The organism is Spirilliplanes yamanashiensis, from assembly GCF_016863475.1.
Lineage (GTDB): Bacteria > Actinomycetota > Actinomycetes > Mycobacteriales > Micromonosporaceae > Spirilliplanes > Spirilliplanes yamanashiensis.
Genome location: NZ_BOOY01000020.1, coordinates 114,334 through 137,267, shown reverse-complemented (window position 1 = coordinate 137,267; position 22,934 = coordinate 114,334). Strand labels below are relative to the sequence as shown.

Here is a 22,934-nt window from a genome sequence, read left to right as displayed (position 1 = left end):
GGCCCCGGGTCAGTCCGCGTCGCCGAGGCCGATGGCGAAGGCCTCCTCCAGGTCGTGCTGGGAGTAGGCCCGGAAGGCGATGTGCGACTCGGTGTTCACCACGCCCGGCGTCTTCGAGATGCGGCCGGCGATGACGTCGGCGATCTCCTCGAAGTGGCGGACCCGCACGACGGCGATGAGGTCGACGTTGCCCGCCACGGAGTAGACCTCGCTGACGCCGGGGAGGGCGGCGAGCGCCTCCGCGACCTCCGGGATCGAGTCGGTGGCACAGTCGATGTGGACGATCGCGGTATTCACGCGCCCCATGCTATCGACGCACGGGTCTCACTGCGCGGGATGGGCGACGGTGAGTCCGGTGGCCGTGCGCACCGCGCCGGTGAGCGTCTCGCCGGCAGCGACCACGGCGCCCGGCCACAGCACCGACCGCACGGCCGTGCCCGCGACGGTCGCGCCGGCGCCCACCACCGACTCCTCGCAGCGGCCGGTCACCGTGGCGTCCGGGGCGACGAGGTTGCCGCCGAACGCGGCGTGCCGGTTCGCCGCCAGGTAGTCGGCCAGGGTGCCCGTGTCGATGTACGTGCCCTTCAACGCCACCAGCTCCAGCTCGCCGGCGGCCTCGGCGGGCCGCCACACCCGGTGCACCAGGTCGGCGGCGCCGTCCGGCAGCGCCGCCACGTACCGCCAGGGCAGCAGGGAGAACCCGGCGAAGCGGCGGCCGCTGAACTCGGGGCGCTCGCCGGGGGCGGTGTCGCGGGTGAGCATCCGGACGGTGTCGCCGTCCCAGCCGTCGAGGAGCGCGGCGATGTCCTCGCCGGGCTTGCGGTCCGGGTCCGCCAGGTACGCGTCGGCGTTGCCGACCAGCACGCCGCGCCCGTCGATCCACGGCCGCAGCCGGGCGACGCCGCCCGCGGTGCCCAGCGGGCCGTCCGGCTCCACGGAGACGTGGGCGCGGCCGCCCACGTGGGCGACCACCTGCGGGGCCAGGTAGGCGGCGTTCACGGCGACCGCGTCGGGGCCGGTGAGGGCGGCGACGCGAGCCAGGGCGCGGTCGAGCAGTGGCACGTTGCCGACGGGGCACAGCGCCTTGGGCAGCTGCTCGGTGAGCGGGCGCAGCCGGCGGCCCTCCCCGGCGGCGAGCACGACGCCGCAGACGGCAATGCTCACGAGCCGTCCCCGGCGGCCTCGGCCCCCTCGGCGGCGGAATCGGCCGCCGGGCCGATGCCGTAGTGGCCCAGCAGGCGGGCGGTCGACGGGGTGAGCGGCGGCAGGTCGTCCACGCCGAACCAGCCGATCTCCAGCACCTCCGCCCCGTCCGCCCGCACCGCCGTCGACGAGGCGGGCACCGCCGCCGTGAAGACCGTGTCGACCCAGCCGCGGGCGTGCACGACGGCGCTCGGCACGGCCGGGGTCAGGTCGCCGGGCGACAGGACCACGCCGGTCTCCTCGCGCAGTTCGCGGACGGCGCCCAGCACCGGCGCCTCCCGGCGCTGCAGCAGGCCCGCGGGCAGGCCCCAGCCGCGGCCGGGCGGCTGCTTGAGCAGGAGCAGGCGGTCCGCGCCGGGCGCCTCGGTGTCGCGGAGCAGCACGACCGCGCCGACCACGTACTTCTGCACCACGAGGCGGACGATCGAGCGGCGCAGCGGCAGCGGCAGCCGGTAGAAGGTGCCGTACACGACGGCGCGCAGCGGGCGCGGAAGTCTCACCTCGACAGGCTAGTGGGCCTGGTGGCGCGGCTCAGTCCGGGTGGTCGACGAGGGCGATGAGCTGCTCGACGACGGTGTCCGGCTCCAGGGTGCGGTCGACGACCGCCACCAGCATGGTCTCCAGGTCGGGGTAGCCGAGCTCCTCGGCGAGCCGGCGCAGCGGCACCTCGCTGGCCAGGCCGCGGTCGTGCTTGCGCAGGGTCAGGCCGATCGTGGCGCGGCCGAGGCGGACCTTGTCGGCGATGCTGATGCCGGGCGCGTTCTCCTCGGCGAACCAGCGGTTGATCTGCATCTGCGCCTGCGGCGACTTGACGAAGCCGAGCCACTCGCGGCGCGGGCCGCGGTGCGTGGCGGTGTTCATCACGCCGGCGTTGCCGTCGGACTCACAAAAAATCTCGACGACGTCACCGTCGTCGAGCTGGGAGCCGAGCGGGGCCAGGCGGCCGTTGATCGTCGCGCCGAGACACTGGTCGCCCTTGTCGGCGCTGATCTCGTAGGCGAGGTCGACCGGTGTGGACCCCGCGGGCAGCACCACCGGCCGCCCCTCGGCGAACACCTGGATCTGCGAGTCGGCCAGGTCGCAGCGCAACGATTGGACGAACTGCGCGGCGTCGGCGGTGTCCTGCTCCCAGTCGAGCACCCGCCGCAGCCAGGACAGGCCCTCCACCTCGGGACGGGCGGCCTCCTTGGGGTAGCGGTAGCCGGTGGCCACCCCGTACTCCGCGCAGCGATGCATCGCCTCGGTGCGGATCAGGACCTCGACCAGGCGGCCGTCCGGTCCGGTCACCGTCGTGTGCAGCGACTGGTACATGTTGTTCTTCGGCGACGCGATGAAGTCCTTGAAGCGGCCGGCGACGGGCCGCCACTCGCCGTGGACGGCGCCGAGGGCCGCGTAGCAGTCGGTCTCTGGGCCGTCGACGATCACCGTGATGCGGGGCAGGTCGAACGGCTCGGCGTAGCCGCCCGCGACCGTGTCCTTCCAGATCGAGTAGTAGTGCCGGGGCCGGGCCGTGACGCGCGCCTTCACGCCGCCGCGGCGGATGGCGGCGTGCGCCGCGCCGGTGACCGACGACAGGTACTCCGACCAGCCCGGACGGTTGCGCACGTGCTGGTCGATGCGCTCGTACTCGTCCGGCTCGAGGTGGTAGAGCACCACGTCGTCGAGCTCGCGCTTGAGGGCCTGGATGCCGAGCCGGTCGCACAGCGGCACGAGCACGTCGAGGGTGGCCGTGGCGATGCGGGCGCGGGAGGCGGGGGAGCGGGCGTCGAGCGTGCGCATGTTGTGCAGCCGGTCGGCCAGCTTGATGATGAGGACCCGGACGTCCTTGCCGGCCGCGACGATCATCTTGCGGACCGTCTCCGCCTCGGCGGCCTTGCCGTAGAACGCCTTGTCGAACTTGGTCACACCGTCGACGAGGTGGGTGACCTCGGGTCCGAAGTCGCCGTGCAGCGCCTCCAGCGTGTACGCCGTGTCCTCGACGGTGTCGTGCAGCAGCGCGGCGACCAGCGTGGTGGTGTCCATGCCCAGCTCGGCGCAGATCTGCGCGACCGCGAGCGGGTGGGTGATGTAAGGGTCGCCGCTCTTGCGCATCTGGCCGCGGTGCATGTTCTCCGCGATCAGGTAGCCGCGGCGCAGCATGCCGGCGTCCGCTCCGGGGTGGACGGCGCGGTGGGTGCGGGTGAGCGTCGTGACCGGGTCGTCGTCGCCGCCCGGCCAGGACAGCATGGAGCGCAGGCGACTGATCAGCGGGATGGACACCGGCGGGGTCGACAGGGTGCGTCCAAGGGCGGCGCCGTGGCCGGCGTCGACGTCCACTCGGACACCCCCTCACGTATCGGTACGCCGCGATCGAATATTCGCGGCCGTCTGCACGTGCATAACAGCCTAAGCGAGAGCCGGTGGTCCGATCGGTCAGTTGCCTATGAGCGAACGGGTGAGTCTCTCCCTGAGGCGGCCGCTTCGGCCTTGCGTAGCAGCGTACTGAACCGCGCCGCGCCGTTGACTGGTAACGCCCAGTCACCGGAGGTTTCCACCAACCGGGTGTCGGGGCGTTCCAGCCACGCCAGGATGCGCTCCGTCTCCTCCGCCGTCGCGGCCGGGACCGGCCCCGGGCCGGGCAGCACCGTCTCGGCCGTGGCGCGCGCCATGTCGAGCGTCGGGCGCGGGTGCTGGCGCGGCGGGGAGACGGCCGCCGCGGCGAGCCGGCCGTGCCGTACGACGGAGATCTCCCAGCCGCCCTTGTCGTCGCGGCGGGCCGCGACCAGCTCGGCCAGGGACGTCAGCGCGCCCAGCCGCTGCATCCGCACCGTGGCCCTGAGCAGGGCGGTCAGCCGCCCGCGCACCACCGCGGCCTCCTCGTAGCGGCGGCCCTCCGACAGCACGTCGATGCGGCTGAGCAGGGCGGCGACCAGCGTGCCGGGGTCGCCCGTGACCGCCGCGCGCACCGGGCCGGCCGCCGTGTCCGCGTACTCCTGCGGGGTGACGCGCAGCTCGCAGGGGGCGCCGCAGCGGCCCAGCTCGGCCAGCGCGCAGGCCGGCGTCGGGGTGCGCAGCGAGAGCTTGTGGGTGCACTGGCGCAGGGGCACCGCGTCGTACACGCCGGCCGCGGCGAGCTCCGCCACCCGGCGCGACCCGAACGGTCCCAGGTACGTCGCGTCGTCGTCGGCGAGGGCCCGGACGACCGACAACCGGGGGAAGGGCTCGTGTGTCAACTTGAGCCAGACCACCCGTTCGGGGTACTTCGAGCGCCGGTTGTAGGGCGGGGCGTGCGCGGCGATGAGCCGCAGCTCGCGCACCTCGGCCTCCAGCGAGTGGGCGCACTCCACCGCGTCGACCCGGACGGCGGCCGCGATCATCTCCGACATGCGGGCGCGTTTCTCGGCGGCGGTGAAGTAGGCCCGCACCCGGGTGGCGATGTCGACGGACGTGCCGACGTACAGCGGGCGGGAGTCGGCGGCCCGGAACACGTACACCCCGGGGGCGTGCGGCAGGCCCTCGGCAAGGTGCTTCTTGCGGCGCTGGGCGGGCGTCACCGCCTTCTGGAACTCGATGGCGTCGCCGAGGGTGAAGACCTTGTGCGAGCCGAGCCGGTCGATCAGCCCGTGCAGCACGTCGACCGTGGCCCGCGCGTCGTCGAGCGCGCGGTGCGTGGGGGTGGTGGTGGCGTGGAAGTACGCGGCCAGGGTGCCGAGCTTGCGGTTGGGCACCTCGTCGCGCATGAGCGCCCGGCGGGCCAGCGCGGCGGTGTCGAGCACCCGCGGGTTCGGCCACGCGTAGCCGTGCCGGGCGCACGCCGCCTTGAGGAAGCCCACGTCGTAGGGGGCGTTGTGCGCCACCAGCACCGCGTCGCGCAGGAACTCGATGAGGCTGGGCAGCACCTGCTCGATCGGCGGGGCCGGCGCCAGCATCGCCTCGGTGATGCCGGTCAGGACCGTGATGAACGCCGGCAGCCGCTCCGCCGGGTTGACCAGGGTGGCCAGGACCCCCAGCTCCTCGCCGCCGCGCACCTTCACCGCGCCGATCTCGGTGATGCCGTCGCCCGCGTCGGGTGCGCCGCCGGTGGTCTCCAGGTCGAGCACCACGAACGTCGTCTCCCGCAGGGTCAGGCCCAGCCGATCGGGCCCGCCGGCGGCGAACAGTGTGTCCAGAGTGCCCTGGAGGTATTCCTGTTGTGCCACGGCGGGCAGATTAGGGACCGGGTACGACAGAACGAGAAGATCGTCAGCTCACCGGGCCGTTACCGCCGCCACGGTGGGAGACTGGAGTCATGTCAGCCGCGGAGCCGTTCGACGACCACCCCGCCGAGGGTGCGGTCGAGATCGAGCCCGTGCTGCCCGAGAGCGTCCGCGCCCGGGTCGCCGTCCTGGCGGCCGCCGCGCTGGGCGCCCTGCCGTTCGAGGAGCTGCCCGTCCCGCTGCGCCGGGTGGCGAAGTTCGCGCCGAACCGCCGGGCCCGGCTCGGCGGCCCCGCCATCGCCGCCCAGCTCACCGCCGACCCGCTGTTCCGGCAGCGGCTCGGCACCCGGGTGCTGGAGGACGCCGGCGACCTGGGCGCCGCCGTGCTGACCGGGGTGCTGCCCGCCGCGGCCGACCCGGTCGACGCCGCCGCCCTGGCGTACCTGGCCCGCCCGGCCGGGTGGCGCGAGCTGGTCGAGGCCGCCGGCGAGCAGGTGCGCGCCGAGGAGGGCAGCGCCGCCGTCGCCGAGCGCATCCGCGACGCCGAGCAGCGCGCCGTGCGCGCCGAGCACGACCGCGCCGTCGCCCGCGTCGAGGCCGACAAGCTGCGCGACGAGCTGGCCCGCGGCCGCGAGGAGCTGGGCCAGCTGCGCGAGGAGGTGCGGGTGCTGAGCCGGGCGCTGCGCGAGGCCCAGTCCGCCGAGAAGCGCTCCGCCGACCTGCTCGCCACCGAGCGCGGCCGGCTGCGCAGCTCCGCCGCCGAGCACGAGGCCGAGCTGCGCCGGCTGCGGGCCCGGCTCGCCGACGCCGAGGCCGCCGCCGCCACCGGCAAGCAGACCGCCCGCGACGCCCGGGCCGCCGAGAACTCCCGGCTGTGGCTGCTGCTGGAGACGATCAACCAGGCCGCCGTCGGGCTGCGCCGCGAGCTGAGCGTCGACGCCGCCGACCGGATGCCCGCCGACTTCGTCGCCGACGCCGCCGCCGACCGCCCCGAGGGCACGATCGCGCCGAAGAACCGCGCCCAGGACACCGACGACCCCGCCCGGCTCGACCAGCTGCTCGCGCTGCCGCGCGCCCACCTGGTCGTCGACGGCTACAACGTCACCAAGCGGGGGTACGCGGACATGTCGCTCGAACAGCAGCGCAAGCGCCTCATCACCGGCCTGGGCGGCATCGCGGCGCAGACCGGCGACGAGGTCACCTGCGTGTTCGACGGCGCCGAGCGGGTGCACGGGCTGCCGCCGGCGCCCCGCGGGGTGCGGGTGCTGTTCTCCCGCAAGGGCGAGACCGCCGACGAGCTGATCCGCCGGCTGGTGCGCGCCGAGCCCGCCGGGCGTCCCGTCGTGGTCGTGTCGTCCGACCGGGAGGTCGCCGACGGGGTGCGCCGGCACGGGGCGTACCCGATGGGCGCCGATGCCCTGCTGCGCCGCCTGTCCCGATCTTGACCGATTTATTGTCGTACCCCTCGCCTAGCGTGTGGTCACGGACGGTGGCCGGTGCGGCCGTCGCCCGCGAGGGAGGGACGACGATGCTCATCGACTGCGACCGCTGCACGGTGCGCGGCGCGGCCTGCTCGGGCTGCGTGGTCAACGCGCTGCTGACCGCCCCCGAGGGCCTGGCGGGGCTCACCGGAGCCGAGCTGCGCGCCATCGAGGCGCTCGACATGGCCGGCCTCGACGTCGAGGTGCTGTCCGCGCCGCCGCCCCCGCGCATGGTGCCGATCGCCCGGCGCCGCCGCGACGTGGCGTGACGCCCTAGGATCCATCCGCATGACACCGCGTGGCTGGGCGTTCGTCGTGCTCGGGTTGCTCGTCGTCGCCGGCGCGGCCGTCGCGCTGGCGACCGTGCCGCTGCACCGGCCGCCCGCGCCGCGCGCCGACCAGACCGCCGCGCTGGCCACCCTCCCCGCCGACCAGGTCGCCCGGGCCCGCGCCTTCCGCGCCGAGCTGCGGCCCATCGCGTACGGCGGGCTCGCCGCCGGCCTGCTCGCCGCGCTGGCCCTCGGCCTCACCCCGCTCGGCGCGAAGCTGGTCGACCTGGTCGCCCGGCCGTTCGGCGGGCACTGGATCGCCCAGGCCGTCCTGGGTGGCCTGGCGGTGGTGTTCCTGCTCGAACTCGTCGCCGTGCCGTTCGCCGCCTGGCGGCACACCGTCGTGTCGGCCTACGGGCTGTCCACCCAGGGCTGGGGCGGCTGGGCGGCCGACCTCGCCAAGTCGTACGCGGTGGGCCTGGTCATCGGCGGCGCCGCCCTGTTCGGGTTCTGGGCGGTGGTGCGCTGGTCGCCGCGCTGGTGGTGGGCGTTCGGCGCGGCCGGCGCGGCCGCCCTGGTGGCGCTGCTGTCGTTCGTGCTGCCCGTCGTCGTCGAGCCCGTCTTCAACCGGTTCACGCCCATGGAGCAGGGCGAGCTGCGCACCTCGCTGCTGGAGCTCGCCGAGCGCGACGGCGTGCCCGTGCGCGACGTGCTGGTCGCCGACGCGTCCCGGCGCACCCGCGCCGTCAACGCCTACGTGTCCGGCTACGGCCGCACCCGGCGCATCGTCGTCTACGACACCCTGCTGCGCGAGGCCACCCCGGCCGAGGTCACCGGCGTCGTCGCGCACGAGCTGGGCCACGCCGAACGCGACGACGTGCTGTCCGGCACCCTGCTCGGCGCCGCCGGGGCCGCCGCGGGCGTCATCGTGCTGTACCTGCTCGGGGCGTGGTCGCCGCTGCTGCGCCTGGCCGGCGTCGACGGCATGGGGCGGCCCCAGGCGATCGGGCTGATCATCGCCGTCGTCACCGTCGCCGGGCTGGTCGCCGGGCCGTGGCAGGCGTTCGTGTCGCGGCGGGTCGAGGCGCGCGCCGACGCCCACGCGCTCGCCCTCACCGGCGACCCGGCCGCGTTCGAGTCCATGCAGGGCCGGCTCGCCACCGTCAACCTGTCCGACCCCGACCCGCCGCGCTGGGAGTACCTGTGGTCGGCGTCGCACCCGTCGGCCGTCGAGCGCATCGCCGCCGCCCGCGCGTACGCCCGAGGCGAGCGGTGACCACCCTGCTCGTCACCAACGACTTCCCGCCCCGGCCCGGCGGCATCCAGCAGTTCGTGCACAACCTGGCCGTCCGCCAGCCGCCCGGCTCCGTCGTCGTCTACAGCTCCACCTGGCGCGACCCGGCCGCGTTCGACGCCGCACAGCCGTTCGAGGTGATCCGCGACCGCGCCGGCGTGCTGCTGCCCACCCCGCGCGTCGCCCGCCGGGCCGCCGAGATCGCCCGCGCGCACGGCTGCGACAGCGTCCTGTTCGGCGCCACCGCCCCGCTCGGGTTGCTCGCCCACGGGCTGCGCCGCCGCGCCGGCATCACCCGCGCCGTCGGCATCACCCACGGCCACGAGGCGTTCTGGGCCGACCTGCCCGGCACCCGGCAGACCCTGCGCCGCATCGCCACCGGCCTGGACACCATGACCTACCTGGGGGAGTACACCCGCGCCAAGCTGGCCCGCGCCGTCGGCGACCGCACCGCCCTGCGCCGCCTGGTGCCCTGCGTCGACCCGGACGAGTACCACCCCGGCGTGGACGGCTCCGCCGTGCGCGCCCGGCACGGCCTCGCCGACCGGCCCACCATCGTGTGCGTGTCCCGGCTCGTCCCGCGCAAGGGCCAGGACCAGCTGATCCGCGCCCTGCCCGCGGTGCGCCGGCAGGTGCCCGGCGCCGCGCTGCTCGTCGTCGGCGGCGGCCCGTACCGCGACACCCTGCGCCGGCTCGCCCGCGAGCACCGCGTCGAGGCCGACGTCGTGTTCACCGGCAGCGTGCCGTGGGCCGAGCTGCCCGCCCACTACGCCGCCGGCCACGTGTACGCGATGCCCTGCCGCACCCGCAACGGCGGCATGGACGTCGAGGGCCTCGGCATCGTCTACCTGGAGGCGTCGGCCACCGGCCTGCCCGTCGTCGCGGGCGACTCCGGCGGCGCGCCCGACGCCGTCCGCGAGGGCGAGACCGGCCACGTCGTCGGCGGCCGCGACCTCGCCGCCCTCACCGACCGGCTCGTCGCCCTGCTCGGCGACCCGGTGCGGGCCAAGGCGATGGGCGCCGCCGGGCGCGCCTGGGTCGAGCGGGAGTGGCGGTGGGACGACCAGGCCGCCGCCCTCGGCGCGCTGCTGCGCGGGTGAGCCGGGCGTCACGTGGCCGGGCCGGCGTGATCCGTGCCAAGCTCGCGGCATGACGGGTCTGCTGGCCGCCGCGGTGGTGCTGGTGCTCGCCACCGGGTTCGGCCTGTGGCGGCGCCGCACCGACGGCGCCCTGCGCCCGGTGTCGGCGCCCGCGCCATCTCCGGACGGATCCGCCGGGTCCGCCGCCGGGTCCGCCACCTCCGCTACCTCCGCGGCCTCCGCCGCCGGGGCCGGGTCCGCCGCCGGCTCCGCTGCCGGGGCCGGCGCCGATCGGGTGCCGCGTGAGTTGCTCGCCGCGCTCGGGGTCGAGCCCGCACCCGCCACCCTGCTGCAGTTCTCCAGCGCCTTCTGCCAGCCGTGCCGGGCCACCCGGCGGGTGCTCGGCGAGGTCGTCGCGCTGCTGCCCGCCGCCCGGCACGTCGAGGTCGACGCCGAGAGCCACCTCGACGCGGTGCGCGCCCTCGGCATCTGGCGCACCCCCACCACGCTGGTGCTGGACGCCGGCGGCCGGATCGTGCGCCGGGCCGCCGGGGTGCCCGGCAAGGCGCAGGTCATCGCGGCGCTCGCCGAGCTGCTGCCGGGCGGCGGGGGCGCCGCTGAGCCCCGTACCCTCGAGCCGTGAGCCCGACCCCCGCGGACCTGGCCGAGGCGTTCTCCCGGCACCGCTTCGACGTCGTCCACCCGCACCTCGCCGACGACGTGCGGTGGGAGATCGTCGGCGACCGCGAGCTGCTCGGCCGCGACGCCGTCATCGCCGCCTGCGACGCGACCACCGCGGGCCTCGCGGGGGTGCGCACCGTGTTCCAGGACTTCCGGGTCGCCGCCGGCGACGGCTTCGTCGTCGTCGACAGCCGCGCCGAGTACACCGGCGACGACGAACCGGCCGCGCGCGTCGCGTCGTGCGACGTCTACCGCTTCGCGGGGGAGACCCTGGTCGAGATCACGTCGTACACGGTGGCGGTCTGACCCGCCGCGGTCAGTACAGTCTTGCGGGGCGCACCGGCCCACCGAGCGAGACGGCAGAAGGCATGACGGCGAACGATCACGCGGGCATCGACCCGGAGCGGCTGGCGCTGTGCCTGTCCGTGCTGGCCGAGGCGGAGGCGCTGCCGCCCGAGCACCCCGACGCGGTGCGGGTGCGGCGGGCCACCGCCGGGCTGTTCAAGACCGTCAAGGAACGCCGCCGCCGCGACCGCCGCGACGCCGTGCTCGCCGCCGACCGGGCCGTCACCGCCGCCACCGCCACCGGCGCCCCCGACCGCATCGACGACGAGACCGCCGGGGTGCCGCTGCGCTCCCGGGCGGCCGACCGCGTCGCCGGGGTGCTGCGCCAGCCGCGCGGCTGCTACATCTGCAAGCAGCGCTACACCCAGGTCGACGCGTTCTACCACCAGCTCTGCCCGGCCTGCGCGGAGCTTAACCACGCCCGCCGCGACGCCCGCACCGACCTCACCGGCCGCCGCGCCCTGCTCACCGGCGGCCGCGCCAAGATCGGCATGTACATCGCGCTGCGGCTGCTGCGCGACGGCGCCCACACCACCATCACCACGCGCTTCCCGCACGACGCGGTCCGCCGCTTCGCGGCGATGCCCGACAGCGCCGACTGGCTGCACCGGCTGCGGGTCGTCGGCATCGACCTGCGCGACCCCGCCCAGGTCGTCGCCCTCGCCGACTCCGTCGCCGCCCAGGGTCCGCTCGACATCCTGATCAACAACGCCGCCCAGACGGTACGCCGCTCACCCGGCGCCTACGCGGCCCTCGCGGCGGCCGAGTCCGCCCCGCTGCCCGGCGGCGCCCTGCCGGAACTCGAGTACCTCGGCGGCCACACCCCGGGCACCCTCGAGCCGGTCGGCGCCGGCGCGCCCGCCCTCACCCCGCACGCGCTCACCGCCCTGGCACTGACCAGCGGCTCCGCGTCGCCCGAACGCATCGCCGCCGCCACCGCCATCGACGCCGGCGGCCTCGTGCCCGACCTGGCCCCCGAGAACAGCTGGTCCGCCCGCGTCCACGAGGTCGGCCCGCTGGAACTGCTCGAAGTGCAGCTGTGCAACGTGACCGCCCCGTTCGTGCTGGTCAGCCGCCTGCGCCCGGCCATGACCGCGTCGCCGCACCCGCGCCGCTACGTCGTCAACGTCTCCGCCATGGAGGGCGTGTTCAGCCGCGGCTACAAGGGCGCCGGCCACCCGCACACCAACATGGCCAAGGCCGCCCTGAACATGCTCACCCGCACCAGCGCCGCCGACCTGTTCGCCGACGGCATCCTCATGACCAGCGTCGACACCGGCTGGATCACCGACGAACGCCCGCACCCCACCAAGATGCGGCTCGCCGGCGAAGGCTTCCACGCCCCCCTCGACCTGGTCGACGGCGCCGCCCGGGTGTACGACCCGATCGTGCGCGGCGAGGCCGGCGAGGACGTGTACGGCTGCTTCCTGAAGGACTACGCCCCCGACGGCTGGTGACCGCTCACCAGCCCCGGGTGCCCGGCCCGCCCTTGAACGGCCCGGTCACGTCCGCGGTGATCCAGCCGCCGTAGAAGTCACCCTCCTGCGGCCGCACCCGCTCGTCGCCGACCCGGCACTCGTCCACCCGCCCCGGGTAGAACGCCACCGCCCCGGCCAGCTCCGCGTACCCGTCCGCCGGCTCCTCGTACGACCACCCCGCCGCGGGCACCACCACCGCGCCCACCCGCAGGTCCCAGTAGCTGGCCACACCCTTGAACTCGCACACCGTCCGCCGCGCCGCCGACGCCACCAGCACCCCGTCGGCCACGTCGTCGCGCGGCACGTAGAACACCGGCGGATGCGACGTCTCCAGCACCCGCCACGCCCGCCCGCTCTCGGCCACGGTCACCCCCGCGTGCCGCACCGACACCGGCCTGACGCTCCGCTCCACCCGCGGCGGCCGCGGATAATCCCAGACAGACTCCACCCCAAAACCCTACTGCGGCACAGGTGATTGCCGTCACGCTGGGCAGACGCCGACCACGGTGCAAGGCTGACCGGCATGCAGCTCGACCCGCGCGGCCCGCGCTTCGTCGCCGCGATCACCGCCGCGGTCCTCGTGGTCGTCCTCGCCACCGGCTCCGGCTGGCTGGCCCTCGCCCAGGCCGCCGTCTTCGCCCTCACCGCCGCCGACCCGCGCCGCGGCCCGTACGCCCTGCTCTACCGCCACCTGGTCGCGCCCCGCCTCCCCCCGCCGGCCGACCGCGAGGACGCCGCGCCGGTCCGCTTCGCCCAGCTCGTCGGCTGCGCCTTCCTCACCGCCTCGGCGGCCGGGTACCTGAGCGGGGCCACGGCCGTGGGTCTGACCTTCGCCGCGTTCGGGCTGGCCGCCGCGTTTCTGAATGCGGTCTTCGGGCTGTGCCTGGGGTGTGAGGCCTACCTGGCCCTGCGCCGCCTCCGGCCCAGCTGACGCTCCGGCGGGGTTCTGCTGTGAAGGACCGGGTCCGGGCCCGCGCCTCGCTGCGGCGGCGGCCCCTTACCTTGTGCGCTGGTCCGGCCGCTCTGCCTTCTGACCCGGCGGCCTCGCCTGGAGTTGCCTCGCGGCCGCGATCGGAGAGCCACCGATGCGGGGCCGCGACCGGCCCGGGGGAGGGGTCGTGGAGTAGGCGTGATGTCGCTGCTGCGATCGCGGTGCGGTTCGGGGCAGGTCGGTGAGACCCTGCGGTGCCCCGGACCGGCCGCGAGGCGCCGCTCGGGGTGGGGAGGCGCGGTGGCCGCGCGGGGTGTGCCGCCGCGGGCCGTGCAGGGTGCGGCAGCGGGGGGCCCGTGTAAGGCGGCGGCGCGGGGCTCGCCCCGGCCCCGCCCCCGGCCGGCCGTGGGGCGGCGCGGGGGCGTGGGGTCAGCGGGTCAGAACTTCGGGGCGTCCGGGGCTTCGAGCAGGCCGAGGCGCAGGGCCGTCATCAGGGCCTGGGCGCGGTTGGCGGCGCCGAGCTTCTCGTACAGCTTGGAGATGTGGGTCTTGGCCGTGCTCTCGCTGACGAACAGCTGCTTGGCGATGCCGGCCACGCTCATGCCGTCGGCGAGCAGGCGCAGGACCTGGCCCTCGCGGGGGGAGAGCTGCGGGCCGGACGGGGCCAGGCGGCGCTTCATGGCCTCGGCCAGGTCGGCCGCGGTGAAGGCGCTGGGGGCGCTGGCGGCGTGGCGGGCGGCGGCGACGACCTCGTCGGCCGGGGCGGTCTTCGGGACGAAGGCGCTCGCGCCGGCTTCGAGGGCGCCGAAGAGCTGGTCGTCGCCGGCGTACATGGTGAGGACGACGATGCCCATGTTCGCGTTGTTCTTGCGCAGGGCGCGCGTGGCCTCGAGGCCGCTGCCGTCGGGCAGGCGGAGGTCCATGATGACGACGTCGGGCTGGAGCGCACCCGCCTGGCGGACGGCCTCGGCGGCGGTGGCGGCCTCGCCGACGACCTCGAACTGCCGGTCCCGCTCGAACGCGTGCCGTAGGCCCTTGCGGATCAAGTCGTGATCGTCGACGAGCAGGACCTTGGTCCGGGTCGTCGGGGCGGGGCTGGTCGACATGCTCGGGTTACTCCCCTTCTGGTGCGGAAACGCTATCCCGCACGCTATCGCGCCGGGAAGGTGTTCCGAGTACTACCGCCACGGTTGTTCCGCTGGGGTGTCGCGGACTGATCTCCAACCGGCCCCGGATACGTTCCGCCCTCTCGGCCATGATCGCAAGGCCGTAGTGGCCGTCCGGTCGCCCTCCGTCGATGCCCTTGCCGTCGTCGGAGATCTCGATCTGGGCGTACGGGGGATCGACCTCGCACGTGACCCAGAGGTTGGCCGCGCCCGCGTGCTTGCGGGCGTTGGTGATCGCCTCCTGGGCGATCCGCAGGAGTTCCGCCTCGGTCGCGGCGGGGAGCCGGGCGGTGCTCTCGTCGAACGTGAAGTGCACGCGCAGGCCGGCGGAGGTGCCGATGGTGCGCGCGTACTCGGCGATGGCGGCGGCCAGGCCGCCCTGGCGGTCGACCTCGCTGCGCAGCTCGAACAGGCTCAGCCGCAGCTCGGTGATGACCCGGGTGACCTCGCCGCGCAGGGTGCGCAGGTCCTCGGCGGTCTCGGTGGCCTCCTCGGGGAGGGTGGCCAGGGCGTTGTCGATGCCGTAGCCGACCATGACCAGCTCCTGCGCGACGCCGTCGTGGATCTCGCGGGCGAGGCGCTGGCGTTCCTCGTTGGTGGCCAGGGACCGGACGTCGTCGAACAGCAGGGCGGCCTCGAGCCGCAGGGCGGCGGGGCCGGTGACGCCGGTGACGGCGTCGACCACGTCCTTCGGGTACGCGTTGGCGGCGTCGGACTCGAGGATGACCAGGCCGATGGTGCGCACCCCGGCGACCAGGGGCACCACCAGCGCGGACGCGCCGCCGTGGTGGGAGCGGGCCTGGGAGCGGTTGGCGGTGTGCGGCTGCTGGCTGGCCCAGGCGTCGGCGAGGGCCGAGTCGGCGTCGATGGTGGTCTCCCAGTCGACGCGCTCGGCGCCGGTCTGGGCGAGCACGCCGAGGCGGCCGCCGCCGCTGGCGCTGAGCACGGCGGCGCGCTGGGCGGGGGCGACGCTGCGCAGTTCCTCCAGCAGGTGCTCGGAGATGCCGCCCGGGTCGAGGGTGGCGCCGGGCAGCGAGCGGGCGACGCTGCGCAGCTGGGTGAGCAGGCGCGTCGCCTCGGCGTACGGCTGCGGGGTGGGCTCGAGGGGTTGCATGAGCTGCCGGACGGGGTCGGCGGCGAGGGTGACGACCGCGCCCACGACGAGCCAGAGCAGCCCGGCGGCCAGGTAGGCGGGCTCGGTGACGGGGCGCAGCGGGTCGCCGACGAGCCCGCCGAGCAGCAGCGCCGCGGCGGCGACGCCGAGCAGGGCGAGGCCCTCGCGCCCGCGGCGGCGCAGGGCGGCGCCGAGGACCGGCACCATCAGGTACGGCAGGACGGCCTGGGCGCCGAAGCCGGCGGCGGCGCCCGCCGCGCCGGCGGTGGCGGCGGTGGCGGCGGCTCCCGCGCCGAGGGTGTCGGCGGCGGTGTCGGCGGCGACGGAGCCGGCGGCGAGGCCGACGACGACGGCCTCGGCGTAGCGGCTGAGGGTGGCGGCGAGGGCGTGCCGGGCGGCGAAGACGCCGGGCAGGCCGGCGACGGCGAGCAGCACCACCCAGCCGAGCTGGAACCAGTCGCGGGTGGCGACGAGCGTCAGCACGACGACCAGCAGGAGCATGGCCACGCGGGCGCCCACCGCGATCGGGTGCAGACCCGCGGACGAGGACACGCGGGCGCTCACCGATGCAGACACGTGACGGATCGTAGCGGCACCGCCCGACATCGTCGCGGCGGCGACACGTGCGGGTGCCCGGGGCCCGGCCGGGGCGTACCGGGTAGCCTGCCGACATGGCCGAGTCGTCGACGCAGTCGATCACGATCAACGCGCCCGTGGCCCAGGTCGCGGCGGTGATCTGCGACTTCGCGCGGTACCCGGAGTGGGCCGACGCGATGAAGACCGTCGAGGTCGTCGAGGAGTACGAGGACGGCTACGCCAGCCAGGTCCGGTTCGTCATCGACGCCGGGGTGCTGGCCGACGACTACACGCTCGCGTACGAGTACGCCGAGGACATCTCCCGCATCGAGTGGTCGCTGGTGGCGCCGTCGAAGACGCAGCGGGTGCAGAACGGCTCGTACGACCTGGCCGAGAACCCGGACGGCACGACGACGGTGACGTACACGCTCGAGGTGGAGCTGGCCATCGGCATGCTCGGCATGTTCCGGCGCAAGGCCGAGAAGATGATCATGGACACCGCGCTGAAGCAGCTCAAGACCCGGGTCGAGAGCGGCGCGGCGGCCTGAGCGCCGGCCCGCCGCGGTGCGGGCCCGAAGGAGCGAGACATGTCCGGAACCACCGGCTCGGCCCGTGAGGAGGCCGAGCGGCTCGTCGCCACCTTCCTCGCGATGGCGTCGCAGGGCGGCCCGGGGCCGGCCGGGCTGGGCGACCTCATCACCGGCGCGCTGGGCCACGCGGGCACGGCGGCGCGGTTCGCGCGGGCCGCGGGCAGCTGGGCGACCGGCGAGCCGGCCTGCTGCGTGTGCCCCGTCTGCCGGCTGATCACCTCGCTGCGCGACCCGAGCCCGCAGGCGGCCGAGCGGCTCGCCACCGGGGCGGGCGACTTCGCCGCGGGCGTGGCCAGCCTGATGCGCGCGCTGGGCGACTCGGGCCTGGTGCGCCCGCCGGCCGGCCGGGCGGACGCGGCGGGGCAGCCTGCCGGGCGGCCGCAGCCCGACGCCGACACCGTGTGGCGCGCCGCGACCGGCCGCGACACCGCCGGGCACCGGCCCGCTCCGGCCGGCGACGACCCGTGGTCGGCGGCCACGGCGGCCGCCCACGACGAGGACGTGCGCGCCGAGACGGAGCGGGCGGCCGAGCGGGAGGCCCGGGAGCGGGCGGCGCGCGAGGCCGCGCGCGAGTACGCGGCCCGCGAGGCGGAGGCCGCCCGGCGGCGCGCGGCCGAGGCGGCCGCCGCGGTGGCCGAGGCGGTCCGCCGCCGGGCGCAGGGCGGCGCGGAAGGCGCTGCGGCGGCGGGTGCGGCGGCGGGTGCGGCGGCGGGTGCCGGGCCCGGCGCGGGTGACCCGTGGGCGGCGGCCACCCGGGACGCCGGTCGCGCCCGGGAGGATCAGCACGACGATCGTGGCACGGCCGGGGCCGAGCCGGCCGGGGGGCCGGCCGCAGCGCCGGCCGCAGGCCGCGACGGGAGCACGGGCGACGGCGCCCGGTGACCGGCGCGGCGCGTACCAGGGGGAAAGGGGAGTGGCGGCGGTGACGCTGACCATCGGGGTCGACGTGGGTGGCACGAAGGTGGCCGGGGGTGTCGTCGACGACGACGGGAACGTGCTGACGCAGGTCCGCCGGGACACCCCCGCGCAGGACCCGCTGGGCACGCGGAACACGATCATCGGGGTGGCCGCGGAGCTGGCGGCGGCGTACCCGGAGGCGACGGCCGTGGGCATCGGGGCGGCGGCGTGGATCGACGCGACCCGGTCGATCGTGCTGTTCGCGCCGAACCTGGCGTGGCGGGACGAGCCGCTGCGCCGGCACGTCAGCGAGGCCGTGGGCCTGCCGACCGTCGTGGAGAACGACGCGAACGCGGCCGCCTGGGCGGAGTTCCGCTACGGCGCGGCCCGCGACGCCGAGGACTCCATGATCATGATCACGGTCGGCACCGGCATCGGCGGCGCCATCGTGCTCAACGGCGAGCTGGTGCGCGGCACCCACGGCATCGCCGCCGAGCTGGGGCACATGCTGTCGGTGCCGGACGGCCACCCGTGCGGCTGCGGCCGGCTCGGCTGCCTGGAGCAGTACGCCAGCGGCCGCGCCCTGCTGCGCTTCGCCCGGGCGGGCGCCCGGCAGGAGCCCGACCGGGCGCCGATCCTGCTGGAGCTGGCGGGCGGCGACGCCGACGCCGTCACCGGCCTGATGATCACCACGGCGGCGCAGAAGGGCGACCCGGTGTCGCGCGACGCGTTCGCCCAGATCGGCTACTGGCTGGGCGGCGCGATGGCCGACCTGGTGCAGATCCTCGACCCGCAGGTGCTGGTGATCGGCGGCGGCGTCATCGACGCGGGCGAGCTGCTGATGGGGCCGACGGAGCGGGCGTACCGGGAGGCACTGGCCGTGCGCGGCACCCTGCCGGTGGCGCCGCTGCTGGCCGCCGAGACGGGCAGCGCGGCGGGCGTCATCGGCGCGGCCGACCTGGCCCGCCGCATCTAGCTGGAGGGGAGCCGGCGTGGACCTGCGGGTGCTGACCTACAACGTGCACGGCCGCAAGGACGACCGGGCCGCGCTCGCCTCGGCGGTGCGCGGCCTGCGGCCGGACGTGGTGCTGGTGCAGGAGGCGCCGCGCCGGTTCCGCTGGCGGCACGGCTGCGCGGCGCTGGCCGACTCCGTCGGCCTGGTCGTGGCGGCCGGCGGCCTGCCCGCGCTGGGCAACCTCATCCTGGTCGACCTGCGGCTGAGGGTGCTGGCCACGCACTGCCTGCGGTACCCGCTGACGCCGGGCCGGCACCTGCGCGGGGCGGCGTTCGCGCGCTGCGCCGCGGGCGGCGTCGAGTTCACCGTGTCCGGCTCGCACCTGGCCACCGACCCGGTGGAGCGCCCGGCGCAGGCGAAGCACTGGAAGGCCGAGCTGGACGCCGTCGAGGGCCCGCTGATCGCCGGCGGCGACCTCAACGAGGGCCCGGGCGGCGCGGCGTGGGAGACCGTCGCGGCGGGTCTCACCGACACCGCGGGCGGCGCCGGCGCCCCGACGTACCCGGCCCGGTCGCCGCGGACCAGGCTGGACGCGATCTTCGCCGGCCCCGGCGTCGAGGTGCGGTCGCTGACCGTCGTCGACACCGAGGAGACCCGGCGCGCCAGCGACCACCTGCCCGTCCTGGCGGAGCTGACCATCCCGTCTTGACCGGGCTCCGCGTGACCCGGAAAGATCACCGCCACATTCCGTAGTCGGCTCCCCGCCGAGGGAGGATCCCCGTGTCCGACGACGACACCCCCCACGTGCACGACCGCGGCGACGCGGTGTGCGTCATCGGCGCCGGCGCGAGCGGCCTGACCGCCGTGAAGAACCTGCGCGAGCACGGCTTCGACGTCGACTGCTACGAGCGCGAGACGTCCGTCGGCGGCGCCTGGAACTGGCGCCACGACCGCAGCCCGGTGTACGCCAGCACGCACCTCATCTCGTCGAAGCCGCTCACCCAGTTCCCCGACTTCCCGATGCCGGACGGCTGGCCCGACTACCCGCACCACGCCCAGGTGCTGTCCTACCTGGAGCGCTACGCCGAGCACTTCGACCTGCGCCCGCACGTCTGGTTCGGCACCGAGGTGCTGCGCGTCGAGCCCGCCGACGGCGGCCGCTGGGACGTCACCACCCACGGCACCGGCACGGCCGGCGGCGGCGAGCGCACCCAGCGGTACGCGGCCGTCGTCGTCGCCAACGGGCACAACTGGGCGCCCAAGATGCCGGCGTACCCCGGGGTGGAGTCGTTCCGGGGCCGGCTGATCCACGCGTCGGCGTACAAGGACCCGGCCCTTCTGCGCGGGAAGAAGGTGCTCGTCGTCGGCGGCGGCAACACCGGCTGCGACATCGCCGTCGAGGCCGCCCAGCAGGCCGCCGCGTGCTGGCACTCCACCCGGCGCGGCTACTGGTACGCCCCGAAGTACCTGATGGGCCGCCCCGCCGACCAGGTCAACGACGAGCTGCTGCGCTGGCGGGCCCCGCTGCGCCTGCGGCAGTGGCTGTACCGCCGGGTGCAGCGCCTGACGATCGGCGACGTCGCCCGGTTCGGGCTGCCGGCGCCCGACCACCGCCCGTACGAGAGCCACCCGATCGTCAACAGCCTGCTCGTGCACTACGTCGGCCACGGCCGGATCGTGCCGGTGCCGGACGTCGCCCGCTTCGACGGCCCGCACGTCGAGCTGTCCGACGGCCGCCGCATCGAGCCCGACGTGGTGGTGGCCGCCACCGGTTACCTGCCGCGCTTCGAGTTCCTCGCCCCCGAGCTGCTCGACGCCGACGACACCGGCCGGCCGGACCTGCACCTGCACGCGTTCGCCCGGCGCCACCCCACCCTCGCGGTGGTCGGGCTGCTGCAGGCCGACGCGGGCATCTTCCCGCTGGCGCACTGGCAGTCGGTGGCCGTGGCGCGCTGGCTGCGGCTGCGCGCCACCGCCCCGGACCGCGCCGCCGCCGTGCAGGACCGCGAGTCCCACCGGCCGCTGCGCCGGTGGAGCCGCACGACGGTGGTGGACACGTCCCGGCACTGGTTCGAGGTCAGCCACACCGACTACCTGCGTTCCCTGCAGACCCTTCTCGACGAGCTGGAGCCGGCGGCATGAGGACACGGGTCGTCCGGTTCGCCGAGTGGACGCGGCCGGTCCCGCCCGTCACCCGGGAGATTGCGTCCGCGCTGCCCGAGGACGACGAGGGCCGCCCGCCGGTGCTGTTCGTGCCCGGGTACGGCCACGCGGCGTGGGCGTTCGCCGAGCACTGGCTGGGCCGCGCCGCCGCCCGCGGCTACCCGGCGCACGCGCTGAGCCTGCGCGGCACCGGCGGCAGCGGCGCGAGCCCGGTGACGGGGCTGCGGGCGTACGCCCACGACGTGGTGCAGGTGGCCGCGGCCCTGCCGCGGCGCGCGGTGCTGGTGGGGCACGGCGCCGGCGCCCTGGTCGTGCAGCACGCCCTGGCCCGCTACCCGGCGCGTGCCGCGGTGCTCGCCGCCCCCGTGGTCGACGGCTGGCCGGCCCTCGGCGCGGCCCTGCGCGCGAACCCGCTCGGCACCCTGCCGGCCCTGGCCGGCGGCCGGCTGCGGCTGAGCCGCCGCCAGCTGTTCGGCCCGGACCTGCCGGAGGAGCAGGCGGCGGCGTACGTGTCCAGGGTGGAGCGGATGCCGGCCCGGGCGCAGTGGCAGCTCGTGCTGCACCGCGCGGCCGAGCCCGCCGTGGGCCACCCGCCGGTGCTGGTGCTGGGCAGCCCGGACGACCGGGTGGTGCCGCGCTCGTCGCTGGACCGCACGGCGTCGCGGTACGGTGGCGCGCCGCTGCTGTTCCCCGGCATGGGCCACGACCTGATGCTCGACGCCCGCTGGGAGGAGCCGATCGACGCCCTGCTCGACTGGCTCGACAAGGAGACGGCGCTCTGATGCGCACGGCGTTCGCGCACGACGCGGTGCTGTCCTTCGCGGCGGACGGCGACGAGCGCGAGCCCGGCGCGGTGGTGACGGCGGCGCTGTGCGGCCGGGTGGAGCACGAGCCGCCGTGCCCGCTGGCCGCCCACCACACGGCCGCGGCCCGTGACGGGGACGCGGTGCGGCTGCGCATCCTGTTCGCCTGCGCCCCGGCCGACGAGCCGGAGGTGCGCCGGCGCATCGGCACCGCCCTGTCGGCCCGCTGGCCGGTGCTGTCGTCCGGGGCGTCGCCGGTGCGGCCGGAGGAATCGGCCCACGCCGCCCGCCTCGCGGGAGCCGTCAGCCGGTGACGCTGGCGGCCAGGGCGCCGCTGTCGTCGAGGGAGCGCAGGTACGCCCGGGTGAACGCGCGGATGTCGTGCCGGGTGACCTGCCGCCGCATGGCCGCCATCCGGGCGGAGCGTTCGGCGGCGGAGGCGTCCATGGCGGCGAGCAGGGTGGCCTTGAGGTCGTCGAGGTCGTGCGGGTTGACGAGAAACGCCTCGTCCAGCTCGACGGCGGCGCCGGCGAACTCGCTGAGCACCAGCGCGCCGTCGCCGTCGGTGCGGGCGGCGACGTACTCCTTGGCGACGAGGTTCATGCCGTCGCGCAGCGGCGTGACGACCAGCACGTCGGCGGCGAGGTAGAGGGCGGCCAGCTCGGCGCGGTCGAAGCGCTGGTTGAGGTAGTGGATGGCGGGCCCGCCGACCCGGCCGTACTCGCCGTTGATGCGGCCGACCTCGCGCTCGATGCGGTCGCGCAGCAGCCGGTAGTGGCCGACCCGCTCACGGCTGGGCACGGCGACCTGCACGAGCACGGTGTCGGGCGCCTTGACGTCGCCGTCGCGCAGCAGCTCGCTGTACGCGGTCAGCCGGTGCTCGATGCCTTTGGTGTAGTCGAGCCGGTCGACGCTGAGCAGCACGTGCCGGGGCTGGCCGAGGTCGGCGCGGATCTGCCGGGCGCGGCGCACCACGTCGGGGCGGGCGGCGAGCGACTGCATCTCGGCGACGTCGATGGAGACCGGGAACGCGCCGGTGCGCACGGTGCGCCCGTCGAGCTCGATGGCGCGGTCGGTGGCCTTCGCGCCGAGCAGCCGGCGGGCGAGCTGGGCGAGGTTGTGCGCGCCCTGGGCCCGCTGGAAGCCGACGAGGTCGGCGCCGAGCATGCCGCGCAGCAGTTCGGTGCGGCGGGGGAGCTGCATGAACAGCTCGGGCGGCGGGAACGGCACGTGCAGGAAGAACCCGATCAGCAGGTCGGGGCGGCGTTCGCGGAGCATGGCGGGCACGAGCTGCAGGTGGTAGTCCTGCACCCAGACGGCGGCGCCGGGCTCGGCGACCTCGGCGGCGGCGTCGGCGAACCGGCGGTTGGCCTGCTGGTACGCCTCCCACCAGCTGCGGTCGAAGACGGGCTGCTCGACGGCGTCGTGGTAGAGCGGCCACAGGGTGCTGTTGGCGAAGCCCTCGTAGTAGTCGGCGAGTTCGGCCTCGCTCAGCCCGACGGCGTGGATCCGCAGCCGGCCGATGTCCGGCAGCTCCGGCGCCGGTCCGGCGCCGCCCGCCCAGCCGACCCAGGTCGCGGGGGTGTGGGCGAGGATGTCGTGCAGGGCGCCGACCAGCCCGCCGGGGCTGCGCCGCCATTCGCACACGCCGTCGGGCGGCGCGTTGTCGTCGATCGGGAGTCGGTTGGCCACCACCACAAGGGAGCTCTGCCGCATGTACGTCAGGCTATGGGC

24 protein-coding genes are annotated in these 22,934 nt (G+C 75.9%); 15 read left to right on the top strand and 9 right to left on the bottom strand.

All coding sequences use genetic code 11. The annotated features are described in order from the left end of the window. Window positions 1-9: 9 nt before the first annotated feature. The 5 genes from Sya03_RS14275 to Sya03_RS14255 form a co-directional block, all read right to left on the bottom strand. Entirely contained in the window at window positions 10-297 is a 288-nt protein-coding gene (locus Sya03_RS14275) for an Lrp/AsnC family transcriptional regulator (RefSeq protein ID WP_203938756.1), read from the bottom strand. A gap of 27 nt (window positions 298-324) precedes the next feature. Then, window positions 325-1,164 (bottom strand): nucleotidyltransferase family protein, encoded by an 840-nt coding sequence (locus tag Sya03_RS14270; protein ID WP_203938755.1) that lies wholly within the window; start codon window positions 1,162-1,164, stop codon window positions 325-327. Beyond that, complete coding sequence (locus tag Sya03_RS14265; RefSeq protein ID WP_203938754.1) at window positions 1,161-1,703, bottom strand: NUDIX hydrolase; 543 nt, start codon at window positions 1,701-1,703, stop codon at window positions 1,161-1,163. The genes Sya03_RS14270 and Sya03_RS14265 overlap by 4 nt, the downstream gene beginning before the upstream one ends. Before the next feature lie 31 nt (window positions 1,704-1,734). Beyond that, entirely contained in the window at window positions 1,735-3,519 is a 1,785-nt protein-coding gene (locus Sya03_RS14260; protein ID WP_203938753.1) for a RelA/SpoT family protein, read from the bottom strand. 104 nt (window positions 3,520-3,623) lie between these two features. Continuing rightward, entirely contained in the window at window positions 3,624-5,381 is a 1,758-nt protein-coding gene (locus Sya03_RS14255) for a DEDD exonuclease domain-containing protein (RefSeq protein WP_203938752.1), read from the bottom strand. A gap of 89 nt (window positions 5,382-5,470) precedes the next feature. On the opposite strand from Sya03_RS14255, the gene Sya03_RS14250 reads away from it, so the two are divergent. The 7 genes from Sya03_RS14250 to Sya03_RS14220 all read left to right on the top strand — a co-directional run bounded on the left by Sya03_RS14250 (window position 5,471) and on the right by Sya03_RS14220 (window position 11,984). Further along, complete coding sequence (locus Sya03_RS14250; protein WP_203938751.1) at window positions 5,471-6,823, top strand: NYN domain-containing protein; 1,353 nt, start codon at window positions 5,471-5,473, stop codon at window positions 6,821-6,823. A gap of 83 nt (window positions 6,824-6,906) precedes the next feature. Further along, window positions 6,907-7,128 (top strand): hypothetical protein, encoded by a 222-nt coding sequence (locus Sya03_RS14245; protein WP_203938750.1) that lies wholly within the window; start codon window positions 6,907-6,909, stop codon window positions 7,126-7,128. Between the two features lie 19 nt (window positions 7,129-7,147). After that, window positions 7,148-8,404 (top strand): M48 family metallopeptidase, encoded by a 1,257-nt coding sequence (locus Sya03_RS14240; RefSeq protein ID WP_203938749.1) that lies wholly within the window; start codon window positions 7,148-7,150, stop codon window positions 8,402-8,404. Continuing rightward, window positions 8,401-9,522 (top strand): glycosyltransferase family 4 protein, encoded by a 1,122-nt coding sequence (locus tag Sya03_RS14235; RefSeq protein ID WP_203938748.1) that lies wholly within the window; start codon window positions 8,401-8,403, stop codon window positions 9,520-9,522. The genes Sya03_RS14240 and Sya03_RS14235 overlap by 4 nt, the downstream gene beginning before the upstream one ends. A 49-nt stretch (window positions 9,523-9,571) precedes the next feature. Next, entirely contained in the window at window positions 9,572-10,144 is a 573-nt protein-coding gene (locus Sya03_RS31005) for a TlpA family protein disulfide reductase (RefSeq protein ID WP_239107485.1), read from the top strand. Next, complete coding sequence (locus Sya03_RS14225; protein ID WP_203938747.1) at window positions 10,141-10,488, top strand: nuclear transport factor 2 family protein; 348 nt, start codon at window positions 10,141-10,143, stop codon at window positions 10,486-10,488. Before Sya03_RS31005 ends, Sya03_RS14225 begins: the two co-directional genes overlap by 4 nt. Before the next feature lie 62 nt (window positions 10,489-10,550). Further along, window positions 10,551-11,984: an SDR family NAD(P)-dependent oxidoreductase gene (locus Sya03_RS14220; RefSeq protein WP_203938746.1), complete on the top strand. Its 1,434-nt coding sequence runs from the start codon at window positions 10,551-10,553 to the stop codon at window positions 11,982-11,984. A gap of 4 nt (window positions 11,985-11,988) precedes the next feature. Here the strand turns inward: Sya03_RS14220 and Sya03_RS14215 are convergent, their stop codons facing one another. Next, window positions 11,989-12,453, bottom strand: coding sequence for a DUF427 domain-containing protein (locus tag Sya03_RS14215; RefSeq protein ID WP_203938745.1), 465 nt, complete (start codon window positions 12,451-12,453; stop codon window positions 11,989-11,991). 75 nt (window positions 12,454-12,528) lie between these two features. On the opposite strand from Sya03_RS14215, the gene Sya03_RS14210 reads away from it, so the two are divergent. Beyond that, window positions 12,529-12,936, top strand: coding sequence for a DUF4395 domain-containing protein (locus Sya03_RS14210; protein WP_203938744.1), 408 nt, complete (start codon window positions 12,529-12,531; stop codon window positions 12,934-12,936). A 437-nt stretch (window positions 12,937-13,373) separates the two neighbouring features. On the opposite strand, the gene Sya03_RS14205 is transcribed toward Sya03_RS14210, so the two are convergent. Both Sya03_RS14205 and Sya03_RS14200 read right to left on the bottom strand, forming a co-directional pair. Then, window positions 13,374-14,042, bottom strand: coding sequence for a response regulator transcription factor (locus Sya03_RS14205; RefSeq protein ID WP_014688640.1), 669 nt, complete (start codon window positions 14,040-14,042; stop codon window positions 13,374-13,376). 7 nt (window positions 14,043-14,049) lie between these two features. Next, entirely contained in the window at window positions 14,050-15,717 is a 1,668-nt protein-coding gene (locus Sya03_RS14200) for a sensor histidine kinase (RefSeq protein WP_239107497.1), read from the bottom strand. 170 nt (window positions 15,718-15,887) lie between these two features. Here Sya03_RS14200 and Sya03_RS14195 point away from each other — a divergent pair, with 170 nt between their 5' ends. The 7 genes from Sya03_RS14195 (at window position 15,888) to Sya03_RS14165 (ending at window position 21,514) form a co-directional block, all read left to right on the top strand. Beyond that, a complete protein-coding gene (locus Sya03_RS14195) occupies window positions 15,888-16,340 on the top strand; it encodes an SRPBCC family protein (protein ID WP_203938742.1) in 453 nt (150 codons plus the stop codon). A 39-nt stretch (window positions 16,341-16,379) separates the two neighbouring features. Then, the gene (locus Sya03_RS14190; protein WP_203938741.1) at window positions 16,380-17,264 is read left to right on the top strand and encodes a hypothetical protein; all 885 of its coding nucleotides are present in this window, start codon (window positions 16,380-16,382) and stop codon (window positions 17,262-17,264) included. Window positions 17,265-17,304: 40 nt separating this feature from the next. Next, entirely contained in the window at window positions 17,305-18,255 is a 951-nt protein-coding gene (locus Sya03_RS14185) for an ROK family glucokinase (protein WP_203938740.1), read from the top strand. A 16-nt stretch (window positions 18,256-18,271) separates the two neighbouring features. Continuing rightward, complete coding sequence (locus Sya03_RS14180) at window positions 18,272-18,943, top strand: endonuclease/exonuclease/phosphatase family protein (RefSeq protein ID WP_203938739.1); 672 nt, start codon at window positions 18,272-18,274, stop codon at window positions 18,941-18,943. 65 nt (window positions 18,944-19,008) lie between these two features. Continuing rightward, window positions 19,009-20,376, top strand: a complete 1,368-nt coding sequence (locus Sya03_RS14175; RefSeq protein ID WP_203938775.1) for a flavin-containing monooxygenase — start codon at window positions 19,009-19,011, stop codon at window positions 20,374-20,376. Further along, window positions 20,373-21,179: an alpha/beta hydrolase gene (locus tag Sya03_RS14170; RefSeq protein WP_203938738.1), complete on the top strand. Its 807-nt coding sequence runs from the start codon at window positions 20,373-20,375 to the stop codon at window positions 21,177-21,179. Before Sya03_RS14175 ends, Sya03_RS14170 begins: the two co-directional genes overlap by 4 nt. Then, complete coding sequence (locus tag Sya03_RS14165) at window positions 21,179-21,514, top strand: hypothetical protein (RefSeq protein WP_203938737.1); 336 nt, start codon at window positions 21,179-21,181, stop codon at window positions 21,512-21,514. The genes Sya03_RS14170 and Sya03_RS14165 overlap by 1 nt, the downstream gene beginning before the upstream one ends. Here Sya03_RS14165 and Sya03_RS14160 read toward each other — a convergent pair. Further along, entirely contained in the window at window positions 21,504-22,916 is a 1,413-nt protein-coding gene (locus tag Sya03_RS14160) for an alpha,alpha-trehalose-phosphate synthase (UDP-forming) (protein ID WP_203938736.1), read from the bottom strand. The genes Sya03_RS14165 and Sya03_RS14160 overlap by 11 nt on opposite strands. Window positions 22,917-22,934 lie beyond the last annotated feature (18 nt).

Coding starts and splice junctions, on each gene's coding strand:
- Sya03_RS14240 (WP_203938749.1), top strand. CDS start 7,148: ATGACACCGCGTGGCTGGGCGTTCGTCGTGCTCGGGTTGCTCGTCGTC.
- Sya03_RS14170 (WP_203938738.1), top strand. CDS start 20,373: ATGAGGACACGGGTCGTCCGGTTCGCCGAGTGGACGCGGCCGGTCCCG.
- Sya03_RS31005 (WP_239107485.1), top strand. CDS start 9,572: ATGACGGGTCTGCTGGCCGCCGCGGTGGTGCTGGTGCTCGCCACCGGG.
- Sya03_RS14165 (WP_203938737.1), top strand. CDS start 21,179: ATGCGCACGGCGTTCGCGCACGACGCGGTGCTGTCCTTCGCGGCGGAC.
- Sya03_RS14195 (WP_203938742.1), top strand. CDS start 15,888: ATGGCCGAGTCGTCGACGCAGTCGATCACGATCAACGCGCCCGTGGCC.
- Sya03_RS14250 (WP_203938751.1), top strand. CDS start 5,471: ATGTCAGCCGCGGAGCCGTTCGACGACCACCCCGCCGAGGGTGCGGTC.
- Sya03_RS14160 (WP_203938736.1), bottom strand. CDS start 22,916: ATGCGGCAGAGCTCCCTTGTGGTGGTGGCCAACCGACTCCCGATCGAC.
- Sya03_RS14245 (WP_203938750.1), top strand. CDS start 6,907: ATGCTCATCGACTGCGACCGCTGCACGGTGCGCGGCGCGGCCTGCTCG.
- Sya03_RS14220 (WP_203938746.1), top strand. CDS start 10,551: ATGACGGCGAACGATCACGCGGGCATCGACCCGGAGCGGCTGGCGCTG.
- Sya03_RS14200 (WP_239107497.1), bottom strand. CDS start 15,717: ATGCTCCTGCTGGTCGTCGTGCTGACGCTCGTCGCCACCCGCGACTGG.
- Sya03_RS14190 (WP_203938741.1), top strand. CDS start 16,380: ATGTCCGGAACCACCGGCTCGGCCCGTGAGGAGGCCGAGCGGCTCGTC.
- Sya03_RS14205 (WP_014688640.1), bottom strand. CDS start 14,042: ATGTCGACCAGCCCCGCCCCGACGACCCGGACCAAGGTCCTGCTCGTC.
- Sya03_RS14210 (WP_203938744.1), top strand. CDS start 12,529: ATGCAGCTCGACCCGCGCGGCCCGCGCTTCGTCGCCGCGATCACCGCC.